The organism is Solwaraspora sp. WMMA2080 (assembly GCF_027497395.1).
Taxonomy (GTDB): domain Bacteria; phylum Actinomycetota; class Actinomycetes; order Mycobacteriales; family Micromonosporaceae; genus Micromonospora_E.
In genome coordinates, this window is the sequence record NZ_CP114910.1 from 3,050,558 (window position 1) to 3,065,795 (window position 15,238).

Annotated in this window: 18 protein-coding genes and 2 pseudogenes; 11 read left to right on the top strand and 9 right to left on the bottom strand. The window is 66.9% G+C overall.

Going from position 1 to position 15,238, the window contains the following annotated elements:
• The first annotated feature begins 4 nt into the window (after nucleotides 1-4).
• Nucleotides 5-1,294, top strand: a complete 1,290-nt coding sequence (locus tag O7543_RS13905) for a hypothetical protein (RefSeq protein WP_281553436.1) — start codon at nucleotides 5-7, stop codon at nucleotides 1,292-1,294.
• Nucleotides 1,295-1,364: 70 nt separating this feature from the next.
• On the opposite strand, the gene O7543_RS13910 is transcribed toward O7543_RS13905, so the two are convergent.
• Together O7543_RS13910 and O7543_RS13915 are read right to left on the bottom strand one after the other, a co-directional pair.
• On the bottom strand, nucleotides 1,365-1,934 hold the full coding sequence (locus tag O7543_RS13910; RefSeq protein WP_348650133.1) for a hypothetical protein: 570 nt from the start codon (nucleotides 1,932-1,934) through the stop codon (nucleotides 1,365-1,367).
• Nucleotides 1,823-2,224, bottom strand: a pseudogene (locus tag O7543_RS13915) (helix-turn-helix domain-containing protein); the annotation flags it as partial. The pseudogene O7543_RS13915 and the gene O7543_RS13910, both read right to left, overlap by 112 nt.
• Nucleotides 2,225-2,341: 117 nt before the next feature.
• Between O7543_RS13915 and O7543_RS13920 the strand changes: the two are divergent.
• From O7543_RS13920 to O7543_RS13930, 3 genes are read left to right on the top strand one after another with little or no spacing between them, the layout of a single operon-like run.
• Nucleotides 2,342-3,307: an alpha/beta hydrolase gene (locus O7543_RS13920; protein ID WP_281567435.1), complete on the top strand. Its 966-nt coding sequence runs from the start codon at nucleotides 2,342-2,344 to the stop codon at nucleotides 3,305-3,307.
• A 30-nt stretch (nucleotides 3,308-3,337) separates the two neighbouring features.
• On the top strand, nucleotides 3,338-3,823 hold the full coding sequence (locus O7543_RS13925; protein WP_281567436.1) for a hypothetical protein: 486 nt from the start codon (nucleotides 3,338-3,340) through the stop codon (nucleotides 3,821-3,823).
• Between the two features lie 32 nt (nucleotides 3,824-3,855).
• Entirely contained in the window at nucleotides 3,856-5,022 is a 1,167-nt protein-coding gene (locus tag O7543_RS13930) for an MFS transporter (RefSeq protein WP_281553433.1), read from the top strand.
• A gap of 9 nt (nucleotides 5,023-5,031) precedes the next feature.
• Here O7543_RS13930 and O7543_RS13935 read toward each other — a convergent pair whose 3' ends face one another.
• Nucleotides 5,032-6,150, bottom strand: a complete 1,119-nt coding sequence (locus tag O7543_RS13935) for a hypothetical protein (protein ID WP_281555447.1) — start codon at nucleotides 6,148-6,150, stop codon at nucleotides 5,032-5,034.
• 560 nt (nucleotides 6,151-6,710) lie between these two features.
• Here O7543_RS13935 and O7543_RS13940 point away from each other — a divergent pair.
• On the top strand, nucleotides 6,711-7,454 hold the full coding sequence (locus O7543_RS13940) for a DddA-like double-stranded DNA deaminase toxin (protein ID WP_281553432.1): 744 nt from the start codon (nucleotides 6,711-6,713) through the stop codon (nucleotides 7,452-7,454).
• The gene (locus O7543_RS13945) at nucleotides 7,451-7,855 is read left to right on the top strand and encodes an Imm1 family immunity protein (protein WP_281553431.1); all 405 of its coding nucleotides are present in this window, start codon (nucleotides 7,451-7,453) and stop codon (nucleotides 7,853-7,855) included. The genes O7543_RS13940 and O7543_RS13945 overlap by 4 nt, the downstream gene beginning before the upstream one ends.
• Here the strand turns inward: O7543_RS13945 and O7543_RS13950 are convergent.
• From O7543_RS13950 to O7543_RS13970, 5 genes are all read right to left on the bottom strand, one after another.
• Complete coding sequence (locus O7543_RS13950) at nucleotides 7,847-8,389, bottom strand: class IV adenylate cyclase (protein ID WP_281553430.1); 543 nt, start codon at nucleotides 8,387-8,389, stop codon at nucleotides 7,847-7,849. The genes O7543_RS13945 and O7543_RS13950 overlap by 9 nt on opposite strands.
• Before the next feature lie 185 nt (nucleotides 8,390-8,574).
• The gene (locus tag O7543_RS13955) at nucleotides 8,575-8,967 is read right to left on the bottom strand and encodes a hypothetical protein (RefSeq protein ID WP_281553429.1); all 393 of its coding nucleotides are present in this window, start codon (nucleotides 8,965-8,967) and stop codon (nucleotides 8,575-8,577) included.
• Between the two features lie 19 nt (nucleotides 8,968-8,986).
• Nucleotides 8,987-9,649 carry a DUF433 domain-containing protein gene (locus O7543_RS13960; RefSeq protein WP_281553428.1) on the bottom strand — a complete coding sequence of 221 codons (663 nt, stop codon included), beginning with the start codon at nucleotides 9,647-9,649 and terminating at the stop codon, nucleotides 8,987-8,989.
• 304 nt (nucleotides 9,650-9,953) lie between these two features.
• Nucleotides 9,954-10,577 (bottom strand): GNAT family N-acetyltransferase, encoded by a 624-nt coding sequence (locus O7543_RS13965; protein ID WP_281567488.1) that lies wholly within the window; start codon nucleotides 10,575-10,577, stop codon nucleotides 9,954-9,956.
• Nucleotides 10,571-10,936 (bottom strand): hypothetical protein, encoded by a 366-nt coding sequence (locus tag O7543_RS13970; protein ID WP_281567437.1) that lies wholly within the window; start codon nucleotides 10,934-10,936, stop codon nucleotides 10,571-10,573. The genes O7543_RS13965 and O7543_RS13970 overlap by 7 nt, the downstream gene beginning before the upstream one ends.
• A 369-nt stretch (nucleotides 10,937-11,305) precedes the next feature.
• On the opposite strand from O7543_RS13970, the gene O7543_RS13975 reads away from it, so the two are divergent.
• The 5 genes and pseudogenes from O7543_RS13975 (at nucleotide 11,306) to O7543_RS13995 (ending at nucleotide 13,560) form a co-directional block, all read left to right on the top strand.
• Complete coding sequence (locus tag O7543_RS13975) at nucleotides 11,306-12,091, top strand: helix-turn-helix transcriptional regulator (protein WP_281567438.1); 786 nt, start codon at nucleotides 11,306-11,308, stop codon at nucleotides 12,089-12,091.
• Nucleotides 12,078-12,269: a DUF397 domain-containing protein gene (locus O7543_RS13980; RefSeq protein ID WP_281567439.1), complete on the top strand. Its 192-nt coding sequence runs from the start codon at nucleotides 12,078-12,080 to the stop codon at nucleotides 12,267-12,269. Before O7543_RS13975 ends, O7543_RS13980 begins: the two co-directional genes overlap by 14 nt.
• A 98-nt stretch (nucleotides 12,270-12,367) precedes the next feature.
• Nucleotides 12,368-12,754, top strand: a complete 387-nt coding sequence (locus O7543_RS13985; protein ID WP_281567440.1) for a hypothetical protein — start codon at nucleotides 12,368-12,370, stop codon at nucleotides 12,752-12,754.
• A 79-nt stretch (nucleotides 12,755-12,833) separates the two neighbouring features.
• A pseudogene (locus O7543_RS13990) lies at nucleotides 12,834-13,061 on the top strand (SDR family NAD(P)-dependent oxidoreductase); the annotation flags it as partial.
• Between the two features lie 94 nt (nucleotides 13,062-13,155).
• A complete protein-coding gene (locus O7543_RS13995) occupies nucleotides 13,156-13,560 on the top strand; it encodes a hypothetical protein (protein WP_281567489.1) in 405 nt (134 codons plus the stop codon).
• A 27-nt stretch (nucleotides 13,561-13,587) separates the two neighbouring features.
• On the opposite strand, the gene O7543_RS14000 is transcribed toward O7543_RS13995, so the two are convergent.
• A complete protein-coding gene (locus tag O7543_RS14000; protein WP_281567441.1) occupies nucleotides 13,588-15,153 on the bottom strand; it encodes a PIN-like domain-containing protein in 1,566 nt (521 codons plus the stop codon).
• Nucleotides 15,154-15,238: the final 85 nt, after the last annotated feature.

The window sequence follows — 15,238 nt, forward strand, 5'->3', positions numbered from 1 at the left end:
GTCAATGTCGCAGCATGATCCGGTCGACCCGTGGGCGGATGTCGATCCGGCAGTTGTCGTCACCGGCACCCCGACGGGTGAGCGCAGCGGCGATGTCGGCATCGACAGTGCCGCCACGGAAATCGTCGGGGTGTCGCATCCTGGCCCGGGCGACAACGCGCCGCCGACCCGACCTCGGCGGCCGGCGCTGCTGCTCGGCGCGCTCGGCATGGTCGCCGTGGTGCTGACGATCGCAACGGCCGTGGCCTTCGCGAACCGGTCCGACGAGATCGAGACGCCGGGGGCGGTGGCGCTGACCGGCGAGCCGACGGCGGAGTCGTCCGCTGGGCCGGCGGATCCGGCAACGCCCGATCCGGCAGCACCGTCGCCCGGTGCCACGCCGAGCCCGACGGCGTCGCAGGCAGGCCCGGACCGGCAGGCCGTCGCCGCGGCGGCGTCGCCGGGGTCGATGTCGCCCGCCGCCCCGGCGCAACCCGCCACCGGCGCGATCCGGACCGGTGCGTTCGTCGGCGCGACCAGGATCGGCAGCCAGCTCAACGCGGACACGACCATGTACGCAGGCGAGTACATCCTCTCCCCCGACGGCCGGTTCGGCCTGCTGATGCAGACCGACGGCAACCTCGTCGCCTACGGTCCGTCGCCCTGCGGGGCGCCCCGACCCAACATCTGCCAAGGCCCCTACGACTGGTGGGCCAGCAACACCAACGGCCAGCCCGGAAGCCGGGTCGTCATGCAGAGCGACGGCAACCTCGTCATCTACCGCCCCGACGGCAGCGTCGCCTGGGCATCCAACACCAAGGATTCCGACGCGACCAGGGTGATGGTCACCAACCAGGGACACTTCCATCTGGCCCGCAGGGACGGCTCGACGGTGATGACGCTGACGGGCCTGTCCGAACAGAAAAGCTCCCTGTCGTACGCTGGCACGATGCCGGCCGGCTACCGGCTCACCACCCTGCGGTACCTGTCCTCGCCGAACGAGGTCTACCACCTGATGCAACAGCAGGACGGCAACCTGGTCCTGTACGGGCCCGGCACCAGCGTGCTCTGGTCGTCCGGCACACACCAGATCGTCGTCGGCGGCATGAGCGTGCGGGAGACCAGGATGCAGCCCGACGGCAACCTCGTCGTCTACGACAACTCAGCCGCTGATGCGGCGGCGGTGTGGGCGTCGGATTCCGTCGGGGCTGGCCCCAGCCCGGAGTTGGTGCTGCGCGACGACGGGAACCTGGTGCTGCGGTCCGGGTCCACCCGGCAGGTCTTCTGGCAGACCGGCACCGGCGGCCAACCGTAGCGGGCACCGGTCAGGATCGAGCGGCTGTAGCGGGCACCCGCTCAGGACCGGCCGGTCCGCGCCAGATTCGTTACCTCGGGCGGTCGACGACAACGACATCGCGCGGCGCGTCGACGCGGTCGGTGGACGCGGTGGCCGCGTGGCTGGCGAGCAGGGTGAGCGCATCGGCGTCGCTCGTTCCAGGTGCCGTGTGGTAGACGGTGAGCGTCTGTCCAGCCTTCCCGTTGACCTGGAACGTCTCGAAGTTCACGGCGAACTCCCCCACGACCGGATGCGCGAACCTCTTGCGGCCGGCGGACTTGACGCGGACGTCGTGCCGGGCCCAGAGCCGGACGAAGTCCGGGCTCTTGAGCGTCAGCTCGCCCACCAGGGCCGCGAGGCGCGGGCTACCGGGGTCGGCGTCGGCCCGCAGCCACGCCACGCCTTGACGTGCCTGCTCCTCCCAGTCGGGGAAGAGCGCCCGTTCGGCGGGGTCGAGAAAAGTAGTCTCACGAGATTCCGGTCGCGTGTCAGGCTCGGATGGATCGCCAGCGCCAGGCCGGTGCAGGCGAGCACATCGCCGTACCGGTTCTGCACGATCGCCGGTGTGTCGTGCCAGCGTTGCAGCAGCGCGATGAGGCCGGGACCGACGTGGTCGGATTCCGAGGCCCGGTGCTGCGGTCGGGCGAGTTGGTGCAGATGCGCGAGGGCGTCAGCGTCCAGGCCGAAGACCCGCCCCAGGGCGTTGATCACCTCGGCCGACGGGTGCCGTTCGCGGCCCTGCTCCAGGCGTACGTAGTAGTCGGTGCTCATGCCGGCAAGAACCGCCACCTCGTCGCGCCGCAGGCCCGGCACCCGACGACGGCCGCCAGCCGGCAGACCGAGGCCGCCGGGCGCGGTGTGCTCCCGACGGGCCCGCAGAAAGTCGCCGAGCGGGTTGTCGTTGCGCATTTCCCCAGCGTAGGTGCGGTGACCGCAGGAGAGGGTAGGTGTGGAACTCCTACGGTCGGGGTGACCATGAATCGGTCGGCCTTCCCGCACCTGCCAGCAGCGCGGAGAGTCGTCGTCATGACGGACACCGACGCACCGACCACACCGACCGCTCCGACCGCCCCCAGGGCGGAGCAGATCGAGCAGTTCATCGGCGGCTACGCCGCTGCCTTCGGCACCACCCTGCGGTCGCCGGTCTGGCACAGCCCGACGGAGGCTGGACTGGACTTTCAGGAGGTCACGTTCCCGTCGAAGGACGGCGTGCCGCTGGAGGGCTGGTACATCCCCGCTGCAGGCTCGGACAAGCTGATCATCGCCAACCACCCCCTGTGGTTCAGCCGTTCCGGCCTGCCCGCGCACCTTGAGCCGTGGAAATCGATGTGGGCGGCGACCGGAAACGACAACGAGGTCGACTTCATCCCGGACTACAAGATCCTGCATGACGCCGGGTACAACGTGCTCGCGTACGACCTGCGCAACCTCGGACAGACCGGTGCGGCCAACGGCGGCGTCATCTCCGCCGGTGTCTACGAGGCCCGCGACGTGCTGGGCTCGCTGGCGTACGTCCGCAACCGAGCGGACCTGACGCACATGACCATCGGGCTGTTCAGCCGGTGCATGGGCGCGAACGCCACGATGTTCGCGATGCGGGCCGAACCGGCAGCGTTCGAGGGCGTCCGGGCCATGGTCGCGCCGCAGCCGCTGTCGCCACGGGTCACCATGGAGCAGTCGCTTGCCGCAGCCGGCATTCCGGCTCGGTACATCGACGAGTTGGAACAGCGGGTCCGGGTCCACACCGGGTTCCGGCTCGACGAGATGTCACCAGTGCAGGCCGCTCGTAGCGTCAACGTCCCGACGCTGCTCTACCAGGTACGCGACGACATACTCACCCGGCCGGACGACGTCCAGGCGGTCTACGACAACATCCCGGTGGACAAGGACCTGTTCTGGATCGAGGGCCGCACCCGCCGCTGGGACGGCTACCGCTACTTCGCCAAGAACCCGCAACGCATCCTCGGTTGGTTCGACCGCTACCTGAGCTGACCGCCCGCTCGTCAACATATTGTTGACGAGGTGGACGAGTCCCTGGAACAACTCGCAGCCGTACAGGCGGCGCGCGAGCAGCTCGACGAGCGCGAGCTGGGGCTGATCGAGCGGGCCCGCCTCACCGGGGCCACTTGGACAGCGATCGCCCAGGCACTTGGCTTGACGAGCCGTCAGGCAGCACAACAGCGCCATCAGCGGCTCGTGTCGGCGATGCGGTCACAGCGGCGTCGTGCGGATCATGACTACGCCACCGAGCTGATCCGGCTGCGCACCGCCCTCGCCGAGTTGGAGCGGTGGATCGCGGTAGACCGTTCGTGGGACGGCCGGTTCCCGCGCGCCGCGCTGGTCCGGTCGACTGTTGCCGCCGCGCTCGACGCGCCGCCTGCGGGTTTGTTCGCCCTGGCAGTGCACGTCGCAGAGGACCTGGCGACAGCCGACGCCGAGCTACCCCCACCGGCAGGGCACGCCGCCAGCACTTGTCAACAGATCATTGACAAGCACCTAAGGCATTGATTCGACCAGGCTCAGGTCGAACCATCATCGTTGTGCCCAGCCGTAACGCCGCGCTCTTCGTAGCGACCTCCGTCCTGTCCGGATTTGGCAGCAACGCGATGGCGCTCGTCACCGCCATCTGGCTGCTGGATCTGACCGGGTCCAGCAGCCTCGCCGCGCTGGCCGGCCTCGGCGTCTACGCCCCGACTCTGGCCGGGCCGTGGCTGGGCCGGGTGCTCGACATGCTGCCGCGTCGACCTGCCGTGATCGCGGTGAACCTGACCACGGCCGCCGCCCTGCTCAGCCTGCATCTGGTGCGGGGTCCAGGCGAGACCTGGCTGATCTTCGCGGTCTCCCTCGCGTACGGCGTCGGCATGGTCCTGCGCGACGCGGGCGAAACGGCGTTGCTGCCGGCGGCGGTCGATGCCGGCCGGATCGCCGATGTCAACGGTTGGCGCTCCAGCGCGATGGAGGGCATGAAGCTCGTCGCGCCGCTCGCCGGGGCCGGGCTCTACGCCTGGCGAGGCGGGGCGGTCGTCGCCACCATCAGCGCCGGGGCCCTGGTCGCGGCCGCAGTCCTGTACGCGGCCCTGCGGCTCGCCGACCACCGGCCGTCGCCACCCACCGGCCAGGTCCGGATCAGCGGCACCGCGTTGCACAGGAGCCGGCTGCTCATCGTCCCCGTCGGGCTGGCAGCCGTCGCCATCGCCACCTCCGGATTCCAGACGGCGGCCACCTACACCGTGGTCACGGACGTGCTCGACCTACCGGCGACCGCGCTCGGCGCGCTCAGCGCAGCCCAGGGGGCCGGGTCGATCGCTGCTGGTCTGGTGGCCGGCCGACTCATCTGCCGGCATGGCACGATCTCGATCGGTGCTGCCGGCGCGGCGCTCTTCGCGGTCGGACTGCTCGCCCGTTGCCTGCCCTGGTGGCCGGGGACGCTCGCATCCGGCGTCGTGGTGGGGGTAGGTCTGCCGTGGACGCTGACCGCAGCCATCACCGCCATCCAGACCACCACCTCGCCGGCCGTCCTCGGCCGCGTCGCAGCCACCGCGAACACCGTGATGTTCGGCCCGATCGTGCTGGCCCTTCCCCTTGGCTCCGCAGCGGTGCACCTCGGTAGCCGGATCCCGCTGATCGTTGGGGCCGGCGTGTGCTTCGTCGCTGCCGGGATAGCGATACGAGCACGACCGACGCCGCCCAGCCACCCAGACTCGTGACCAGGACGGTCAAGGGGTCGACCGGCCGAGTTCGCCGTCGATGCGCTGTTGTTCAGCGTCGCGCAGTCGCCGGTAGTGTTCCGCCCTGGCCTGGTCACCGGCCTTGTCGGCGGCGTCGCTGGCGGCCCGCAGCACCACCAGGGGCAACCTGGGGACGTCGCCGGCCTGCCGGTCGGCTTCGGCGAACACCACCCCGGCCAACTCGTCGTCAGCGGAGCAGGCCAGCAGGAACAGCTGCTCGACGTACATCCGGCCGAGGCCGACCTCCGTCCAGCCGGACACATCCGCCAATGCCCGGCGGCACTCACCCAGCGCCTGCCAGGCGGCCCGGTGGTCGCCGGCCAGGCGCTCCAACTCGGCCAGGGACTGCCACGCTGATGCCCGCTCCCAGTCGGTGTCGGCGTACCGCAAGCTCTCCCGCTGGGCCTGCGCCGCCAGCGCGTACGTTCCCAGGTCCGCCAGCTGATACCGCAGTACGCCGAGGGTCGACGCGTCCCGCTCACGGCCGGCCGCCCAGTCGTCGAGCCACCGGCGGGCGAGCCCGGTGTCCCCGATCAGCTTGGCCCGCTCGATCCACTGAAGCGGGTCCTCGTCGGCCGGATCGGCCGGGAAACGCGACCGCGCGTTCTCCGCCCACCGCACGAGGTCGTCCTCGGAGACGCACGGCTGGCCGTCCTCGTCGAGCAGGCGTTCCAGCACATCCGCCCGGTCCGGGTGCACACTGGCGCGGACGAAGTCGACAGTGGCCTGCACACCGGCGGCGGCCAGGTGCTCCACGTCGTAGCCGCACCAGGTGTCGAAGTTGGCCCGCTTGATCTGCCAGTGCAGCCAGACGTCCTCGACCCGGGCATGCTCGGCGAGCAGGAAACCGGCCAGCTCGGTCTCCTCGGTGAGCCCTTGGAACGGCGCGCTGCGTCGGCATACCGCCTCCTGCTCGGCCAGCATGCGCAGCAGCGGCAGATCGTCGGCCCGCCGGTCGTACTGCATCGCCCACAGCAGGGCCGCCCGCCGGGCCGCGTGGCGGTCGTAGACATAGCCGTCGGCACCGGTGGCCGGCTCGTACCGCAGCTGCGGCCAGGCCGCCGCAGACTCCCGCATCAGATCCAGATCACGCCGCGCCGCCTCCATCACGGACCGAGGATCGCATGGGTGGTGGGCCGGGTGATGCGCCGCCCCGGCGCATCGCCGACAGCGACGGCCGTCGAGAGCATGCGTTGTATCCGCAAAGATCATCGACTCGACTCTTGATCGACTCAGGCCACGGATCAAGAAATGATCTCGCAACTTCCACGGTTACCAGGGAATCGTAGTCAGAATTCTGTCTTTGGGCGACGAAGATCATTTACAAGCTTCAACAGAAGCTACAGTGGAACTCTGTCCTACCCACAGGTAATGAACACCAGCAACCAAAGCCGAGCCAGGGACATGTTATGTCGGTAGAGGATGTTGCGAAGATCATTAGACAAGCAGCCGAGGAACTGACCCGATCGACCGCCAGCTGCATCGGCGACGAGGTACGAGGTGTCATGACTGCGCTGACCCTGACGCTACAAGGAGCGCAGGCACCAGACGCCTTGGCAGCCTTGGCGGAGCTTCGGGCCGCGATCGACGAACTCGAGTCCGTACGAGTTGAGCTGAACACGGCGGCCGGCGAGTGCAGAAACTACCTTCGGGTCATGGGGGCGTAGTTGGCGCTCGACAAGGTCATCTCCGCCCTTGAACGAGCCGTGCGGCGACTGCCAACGCGCTCAGTTGCCGACCTGGCGGCGAGAACCGCCCGCCTGACCGACGCGTTGCGCAGGTCAGCCCGCGGCAGCAGCCATCCACACATCCTCGCTGCAATCGCAGCGGTCAATCGTGCACAGCAGCATCTCGCCGCCGCGCTGGAGCATCTGTCCAGGTCCCGCGAGCACATCGGCAACTACGCGGCCAGGATCAACGGATCCTCGATCGGATCCGGAGGCTCTTCGACACCATCTCCGGCGGGCGCCTGGTGGTCAGCTCCGGAAACCCTCCCTCGACATGTCGCGGAGGCAGGATCGACGTTCCTGCCGCGCCCGGAAGGCGTGAACCGTCCCACCTCTGGCAGCTACGCGGGTAACCGGGTCGAGTCCGGCGGACGAGACAAAAGCGTTGCAGCGGACCTTATCTCCGATCCGCTGCGGGGCCCGCCCGTCACCTTCTATCAACACGTCGAGTCCAAGGTAGCCGCGATGATGCGGCGCGACGGCACCGCCAAGGCGGATCTCGTGCTCGACAACACCGTGTGTGGAAGCAATCAACGCGACCAGGATCATGAATGGTCCTGCGACAAGATCCTGCCATCCATCATTCCCCCAGGCTCCGAGCTCACGGTCTACGCGACACGGGACCAGGGAAAAACCTGGTGGAAACGGACCTACGTGGGCACGGGCGAGAGGATAATCCGATGAAGTTCGTCATGACCGACTACCACGGACATCGGGAGCCGCTGGCCGGCCCGGATGACGCCGGTGAGTGGTTCGACGAGCAGGCGTCATCGATCATGCCGCATGGCGGGTGCGGCCAGACAATCTGGTTCGGACCGGCGGACGCACCGCCGCAGTTACGCATCGATGTGGACATTGACGTCGGACGAGCTGCCTTACGCTGGTCGGACGGCTCGTACGGCGTACAGCTCGATCCGACCGTGCCGATCGCCGTGCTGGAGTCGCCGGACAGCGGGACCGTTGACGTGCCCGCCTGGCTGGCCCGGATCAGCGTCGACACCGCCCGACAGGCCGCTGTCGAGTACGTGTCGACCGGCCAACGACCGACCTGCCTGACCTGGTCGTCAGCACAGCGATCAGGCTGAGGCGAGGGCCGCGCGGACCAGCGAGTCGTACGTCTCGTCGGTGCGGATCGCCGCGACGCCGAGTGACGCGACGAACGCCGCCAACTCGGCCTGCACCGCCGCGCCGGGCACGCCGTCACCGACGATGCGTTCCAGCTCAAGGAACGTGCCGAGGCCGGCGACGTCATCGACGCACAGCTCACCGTCGGGCACTTCGGCGGTACGGCGTACTTTCGCGATTCGCACGGTGACGCGGAAACCCATCGCCAGGATCGCGGCGTGCATCTGCTCGCGGTCGGCCACCGCTGTCTCGTACTCGTCGCAGGAGAGCGTGTTGTCGGCGGGGCGTTTCAGGGTGAAGGTGTGCCGGCCGTCGACGGTCCGCAACCGCACGAAGGGGACGCCGAGCCTGTTGTCGCCGTACGACCAGGTGGTCGGAGCGTACGCCTGGTCGTCCTGCACGACGGGCGGACCGAGCTCGACGCCGCGCGCGGTGAGCGCGACGAGCAGCGCTTCCCGGTCCTGGACGCGGTACTTGACCTCGACCTCACGCACCACGCCTCCAGCTGCCGTCACCGCACTGACTGCGCAGCGTCGCACAAGCGTTACTGGATCGACAACGCGGCGCGCCAGCGGTGGTCCACTCGGGAGCCGGTGTTCACTCCTCGTCCGTCATCGAGGTGAGGCGCTGCGCCGCCTCCGACCGCCCGGAGCGCTGCAAGGTGAGTTGGACATCAGAATCAGTTGCGGCGGCGGAGCCGCTCGTTCAGGCGTTGCTCGTAGCTGACGACGCTGTCTTTCCTGAGCCAGTACACGTTCGGCCGCCGCGCGGAGGCCACTGTGCAGATCTCAGCAAGGTTGGCTCCGACGACCTCCAAGATTTCCGCGCGGCTGATCTCGCCGGGAAAGAGGAACATGTGGACCTTCGCGTCGAGGAGTGCGCGGATTTCCACCTCCCGCTTGAGGATGTTCTGGTCACGCCCGAACACCACCCAGCCCTTTGACCCGACCACCGGCAGCCACTCCTCGTCGCGGAGCCCTGCTTCGAGCCGCTCCCTGCCGAACACCGACGCAGGGCTGTGCACGACGTAGCCCAGGCCAAAGATGAACCGGCGCAACGAGCGCCCGTGCATGTTCTCGTCGATGTAGAACTCAGGCGGCGACGCCCAGGAGGATGCGGGCGGAGGTACGGACGTCGCTGATGGAGAGGCCGAACTCGTCCGCGACCGTTTCAGCGCTCTCACCTGCCTTGATCATGCCTGCGACGTCCGCCACTCTCGTCCCGGTGCCGGCGAAGATGGGCTGTCCGAAGGCCCGGCGCACGTCGACCTCAACCTTCGACGGGAGCCAGGCGGACAGTTGCAGCCGCTCCGGGAAGCCATCGCCACCGAAGGCGATGTACTGCATGTGATCGGCGACGATTTCCCGGATCACGTGCTGGTTGGTGCCGCCCACGATGAGCCCGTGATCGGCCAGGCTCTTGTTGAAGTCCCACAGGACGTCGACTCCGTCGGTGGCCAGCTCAGGCGCGACGAGAACGTACTCGCGGCCGAACTCCTGCTGCAGGGCTTCGAGCGCGGGACGGATCCGTTGCGGACGCACGCCGGCGGTACGCAGCGCCTCCAGCACGTGCGCCTCGGCCAGGGCGATGAAGGTGACCGGCAGCGGACTCGACTGAGGGTCCGCGATGTGCAGCAGCGGCCCACCCCGGGGGTAGCCCTTCGCCCAGCGGTGGAATGTCTGCTGCGGCACCCGCAGGTGCCGTGCGGCCTGGGTGAAGTTCAGGATTCCCTCGCTGAACCGGATGTCGCTCATTCCACCCCCTCAACGTCCCGATCGGTCGTCAGCATTGCACGTGAAGTCCACCCGTCGCATCAGCTCCCGCTCCGTGTCACGGAACATACTCTGGCGCCGTCGACACCGGTTCGGCCAACGCGCAGGGCGGCGGCCATCGGTGGTCGGTCGACCAGGTTGCCGCATCGGCGCATCGCCCTCGGTCAGGCCGTCTACGACCGCCGGGTCGCGCTCGGCCTGAGCCAGGCCGAGCACTCGTGCGGAGTTCCCTCTCGCTTCGTGACCCGCTGGCCTGCGACAACGTGGCCGCAGGCCAGCGTCCGACTCAGCCGACCCGAAGTGCGGCGGCCATCGGTGGTTGGTCGGGTGGTGCGCCGCCCCGACGCATCGCCCACAACGGCGGGCCGCCGGCCGGCAGGTGGGCCACCCGGACGAGCCGGTAGCCGTGGCGCAGGTAGAACGCCTGGGACCGTGGGCTGCTCGCCTCGACTACGGCCGGCATGCTGATCCGGTCGAGCCGGGCGTGGTGTGCGGCGAGCAGCGCCGGCCCGATGCCCTGGCGGCGTAGCCAGGGTGCCGCCGCGAGGAACGCCAGGTGGTGGTGTCGGCCGGTCGGCTCCAGGCGACCGGCGGTAAAGGTGTAGTGCGCGTACGGGCCGTGCCGGTCACCGCACGCCCGCAACCGCCGACGCTGATGCTCTGCACCGAGCAGCCGGTCGAACGGATGCGGGTACCAGATCGCCACCCCGTCACAGTGCCCCACCACGTCGACGATCCCGTGCCGCACACCGAACTCCACCTCGGCGGTGAAGAACCGGTGCATCGTCAGATAGCGCAACGCGTGATCGCCGATCAGCCGCGCCACCACCGGGTCCACCACACACGACTGCGCCAACAACTCCGCCAGCGGCTCCACGTCGGCGGCCGTCGCGGCCCGTACGGTCAGCATGGCCGCCACGTCCACACCAGGAACCGGTCGAACAGCTCGGCCGCCGTCACGTCGGGCAGGTCGAACGCCGCTTCGGTCATCCGTTCAACCATGTACGTCGCCAACGCGACCGGCCCGAGCGTCCCCGCCAACTCGACCCGCGCCACCAGGCACGGCCACGCCCCGCCGCAGCCGGCACACGACCACGACGGCCGCACCGCCACATGACCACCACCGCCGCCGCTGTCGGCCGCCGGGTCCGCGCCGGCAACATCGCGGTACGCCGAGCAGCCGACCCGGCCGACCCCAGGTTGCCCGTCGTGGCGGACGACCAGCACCCCGCCACCGGCAGCGGCCAGCTCCCGCAACCGCCCCCTCACCGCGACCACCGGCCCCGGTTCACCCGAGCCGCATCCACCGCAGCCCGACCCACAGCACCAGCCCGACCAGAACCAGACGGGCCGGGCACGCCGGCCGGCCCGGTCGGGCTGAACCGCATCGAATGCCGAGGCGCACACTCCGGACACCGCAACGTCGCCCCACACACCGGACACCACCGCCGCTTCAGCTGGAACGTGAAGAAGCCGACGCACAATCCGCCGAGCGCCGCCAACACGACTCCTACCAAGGTCAACATTCGCCGCTCCACAATTCGGGTCGAGAACTTTGTTCCACCCTGGACAGGAGCAGCGATTCGAAGCAAGATATCGGGTGGGCAATCACCAACCACTAACCCTGGGAGCGTCAAGTTGCCTGACACGAACGAGTTCCGACATGCGCTTCGGCGTGAACGCATGGCCCGAGGAATGTCACAAGACGCCCTTGGCGCCAAGATCCATATCAGTGGGTCCCAGATCGGGAACTACGAGTCCGGTAAGTCGATCCCACCGCGCGACATCGCCAACGGCCTTGACAAGGTCCTCGACACCGGGACGGAGATGCAGGAGCTCGCTGAGGAAGCGCGCGGTGAGGCCGTAGCTCCTGGCCTGCGCCCATGGACTGAGAACGAGGAACGAGCCACTCTCCTGCGGATGCATCAGCCCTTGGTCATCCCCGGCCTGCTCCAGACTGAGGAGTACGCCCGAGCGATCATCGCCGCAGGTGCCCACACGGAGTTGCAGGTCGAGGAGATGACCCGCGAGCGGATGGATCGGAAGGCCGCCACGCTCGATCGAGCTGATCCGGTGACGTTGACCGCGATCATCGGCGAGCCTGCGCTGCGGTACGGCGACCCATCGATCATGAAGGACCAGCTTGCCCACCTGGTCGACATCGGCCACCGGCCGAACGTCCTCGTGCGGGTGATCCCGTTTACCGTCGGCCTGCATGCCGGCCAGGCTGGCGCGTTCATCGTGGCGACCCTGGTCAATGACGACCGCGTCGGCTACATCGACGATCAACTCACCGGACGGATCATCTCCACAGCTCGCGAGGTGGGTAGGCTGGAGAAGTTGTGGGAGAATGTGAGCGATGTGGCCCTGTCCGGCCGGCAGTCACGAGACCTGATCCAAAGGATGATCGATGAACACAGTTGACCCGATCTGGCGCAAGTCTTCCCGCAGCAGCAGCAACGGTGGCGAGTGTGTAGAGGTCGCCGGCAACGTACCCGGCCGCGTGCTCGTCCGCGACACCAAGGACCGCGACAACGGCACCCTAACCTTCGCACCGGCTGCCTGGCAGTCGTTCATTGCCGAGGTCAGCTCCAAGCATTGACCTGGCGTCCAGTGCGGACAGCCATCACCGGACATCGAGGGCTCAGCGACGGGGTCAGCAGCCTCGTCGCGCGGGCCCTCGATATGCAACTCGCGTGCTTGAGCGACTACCTCGTTGGCGTCACCTGCCTCGCTGACGAGGCAGATCAGCTCTTCGCCGAGGCGGTGCTCCGGCACGGTGGTCAGCTTGAAGCCGTCGTCCCTACCCAGGAGTACCGCGGCGGCCTGCCCGAGCATGCCCACGCCGCATACGACCAGTTGATCAATCAGGCCGTGGCTGTCCACCGATGCGGCTACCGAGCCTCCGACTCAGATGCCCACATGGCCGCAAGCGAGTCGACGGTCGACAAGTCGGATCGGCTCTTCGCCGTTTGGGACGGCATGCCCGCACGAAGCTACGGCGGCACCGCTGACGTCGTCGCCTACGCCGGGTCTCGCGGCGTCCCCGTGACCATCATCTGGCCGCCCGGCGCCTACCGTGACTGACCAACCCACCGGTAGCAGTCCTCAGGCCACGCAGGCAGCAGCAGATGTCGGCACAGCCTCGGCACGCCAGCGGGTAGCGGTGGTCACCGGAGCCAACCGAGGGCTCGGCCGAGCAATCGCCCAGCAGCTCGCGCAGGCCGGGCTGCTGGTCGTGGTGACGGCCAGGAGTGAGGAAGCCGCAGAGCGGACCGCCGCAGAGCGGACCGGGCTCGGCCTGTCGGTCTCAGGTCACCAGCTCGACATCACCGACCCCGCCAGCGTCGCCCGCGCCATGGCCGACGTCGGCTACCAGTACGGCCGGCTCGACGTCCTGGTCAACACGCCGCCATCGCTATCGACCGGGGCCAGGCAGCCAGCGCGGCCGACATGGAGAAGTCGCCGCAACCCTCGACGCGAACCTCATGGGCACCTGGCGCTGCTGCACCGCCGCCATCCCGGAGATGAAGCGAAACGGGTACAGCCGGATCATCAACGTCACCAGCCACATGAGCACGTCCTCCGAGATGGACACCGGCAGCGTCTCCTACCGCGTCTCCAAAGCAGGCGTTTCAACGCACTCACCCAGATCCTCGCGGCAGAACTACGCAAGCACAACATCCTCGTCAACGCAGCATCGCCCGGAAAGGTCGACACCCGCCTCGCCTACGGCAAAGCCAACCACACCCCCGACGAAGCAGCCGATACATTTACCTGGCTGGCCACGCTCCCCGACGACGGACCCACCGGCCAACTCTTCTACAACCGCCAACGGATTCCCTGGTAGCTCGCCCCGACTGCGGCTTTCCGCGACCAAATCCGGAGAGTGATTCGATTCGTCGATAATAGATTACGGGCTACGTCGGGCGGTAGAATTCGACTGTTTCAATGCCAATCCGCACGCCGCGCGGCCTGAACCCGGCCGCATTTATGGCTTTTCCTAGCGAATTTTGTGTCGAGTACCAGTATGGCAGATGCTTCCTCGCCGAAGGCGCCAGCGCGTCGCCAATAATATCTTCGATTTCCCCAAAACTCATCCTCACGGAATCATTATCGAGCGCAGCCAGATAGTCACTCAACGGCCCATACTTGCCAGCGGCCTCTATTTCTGCATCACTTTGAGGATCGGCGTCGCGGGATGAAACATCACTAAAGGCACGGGATACCCGCGAGCCCAGAATCACAGTAACCTCCGCTGGAATCCGCACCGCGTATAGCCGACCCGGCCCGCGATATAGCGGAGTGAGCATTGGCGCCACCGAAGCAGGTATTAGCTTTTCGGCTTGCAGATCAGCCGTAATACGAGCGGTCGGACGGGTAAACCCGCGTAACATTCTGTCGTCGCTGTAGTCACCCAGAACATATACGGCATCGCGGTCAATTGTTCCGCCCTGGCGCGCCGCTTCCAGGATCACGTCAGCGAGGTCTCGCCGGCCTTCCGCACGTAGCCTTTCTAGTAATCTATCTACGCCTTCCGTCGTCCACTCCCCCCCCTCGTCAATGTCCGCATCAACGTCTGCATCAATGTCCGTGCGACTCGTTTTCGCATCATCTTTAGACCCCTGACTTACCTGGACATCCAAGGCATCGGAGTAGTTTAGCAAATCACTAGGACGCATCAAGAACAAGCGCTCGCCCGTGAGGTCAAAAAACTCTTTAGCCATCTCCTGACGCGGTCCAATCAAGTCCGCCCCCCGCCGCCACCACCAATCCTCTTTCTCGTCATTCGTGACGATAAGGAGGCTCAGTTGACGACTTCTAGCCTCTTCACATGCCTGGATGTAAATAAGGTAGTCACCCGCAGCCCTCTCCACATGCAGATCACCCTTATCTGCATCCAGGTATCCAGGAGGAACAAGCTCGCCAACTCTCCGGTTCCCCTCGGCGATCATAGTGGCCCAGCGTTCGTCATCCGGTCGAGGAAGAACCTTGCCATCCAGCAAATCGGCCAGCCGTCTTAGCACTGGGTCCTTATCTGTTGGCGTAGTTGGGTGAATAAGATCCGGTGCGGCTCGATCAATAATCTGCCGAAGTTCAACATAAACCTGCTCTAATGATTCATACATCTTCTTCAACTCAGGATCAGCTAGCGCCACCTTTTTGGACCAGCCGTCAAGGGCTCGAACCGCACCTTGATGGCTCTTATCTAGCGCGACACGAACATCATTAGTGGCCTGTTCCGGGTTTCCGATCGTCTTGAGGCGATTGCGGTGAAACTCGTGAGCTGCTTGAAATGGCACAACGAGTCTATCGCCGAGCTTCTCGAAGATCGCCAACAAGTCGCTAGTGGTGCGCGAGTTGTAGCGGTAAAGGTTCAAAAGAACATTGGCATCAACTGCAACTAACGCACTTGTCAGCGCACCCCTATTCTCGACGTCAGTGACAACACGATAGCCTTCAAACCCGTCGAACAACCCACCCATTTGCCACCTCACTAATGTCATTTTTCAAACACATAGACTTACCGATACACAATGCGTCGCATCCACTTCATGTTGCATCTAGACC

Excerpts from the sequence above, each read along its gene's own strand:
- O7543_RS13935 (WP_281555447.1), bottom strand. The coding sequence starts at position 6,150 with ATGGAGGCGGCGCGGCGTGATCTGGATCTGATGCGGGAGTCTGCGGCG.
- O7543_RS13960 (WP_281553428.1), bottom strand. The coding sequence starts at position 9,649 with ATGAGCGACATCCGGTTCAGCGAGGGAATCCTGAACTTCACCCAGGCC.
- O7543_RS13905 (WP_281553436.1), top strand. The coding sequence starts at position 5 with ATGTCGCAGCATGATCCGGTCGACCCGTGGGCGGATGTCGATCCGGCA.
- O7543_RS13980 (WP_281567439.1), top strand. The coding sequence starts at position 12,078 with ATGAACACAGTTGACCCGATCTGGCGCAAGTCTTCCCGCAGCAGCAGC.
- O7543_RS13945 (WP_281553431.1), top strand. The coding sequence starts at position 7,451 with ATGAAGTTCGTCATGACCGACTACCACGGACATCGGGAGCCGCTGGCC.
- O7543_RS13955 (WP_281553429.1), bottom strand. The coding sequence starts at position 8,967 with ATGCACGGGCGCTCGTTGCGCCGGTTCATCTTTGGCCTGGGCTACGTC.
- O7543_RS13995 (WP_281567489.1), top strand. The coding sequence starts at position 13,156 with ATGGGCACCTGGCGCTGCTGCACCGCCGCCATCCCGGAGATGAAGCGA.
- O7543_RS13920 (WP_281567435.1), top strand. The coding sequence starts at position 2,342 with ATGACGGACACCGACGCACCGACCACACCGACCGCTCCGACCGCCCCC.
- O7543_RS13965 (WP_281567488.1), bottom strand. The coding sequence starts at position 10,577 with ATGCTGACCGTACGGGCCGCGACGGCCGCCGACGTGGAGCCGCTGGCG.
- O7543_RS14000 (WP_281567441.1), bottom strand. The coding sequence starts at position 15,153 with ATGGGTGGGTTGTTCGACGGGTTTGAAGGCTATCGTGTTGTCACTGAC.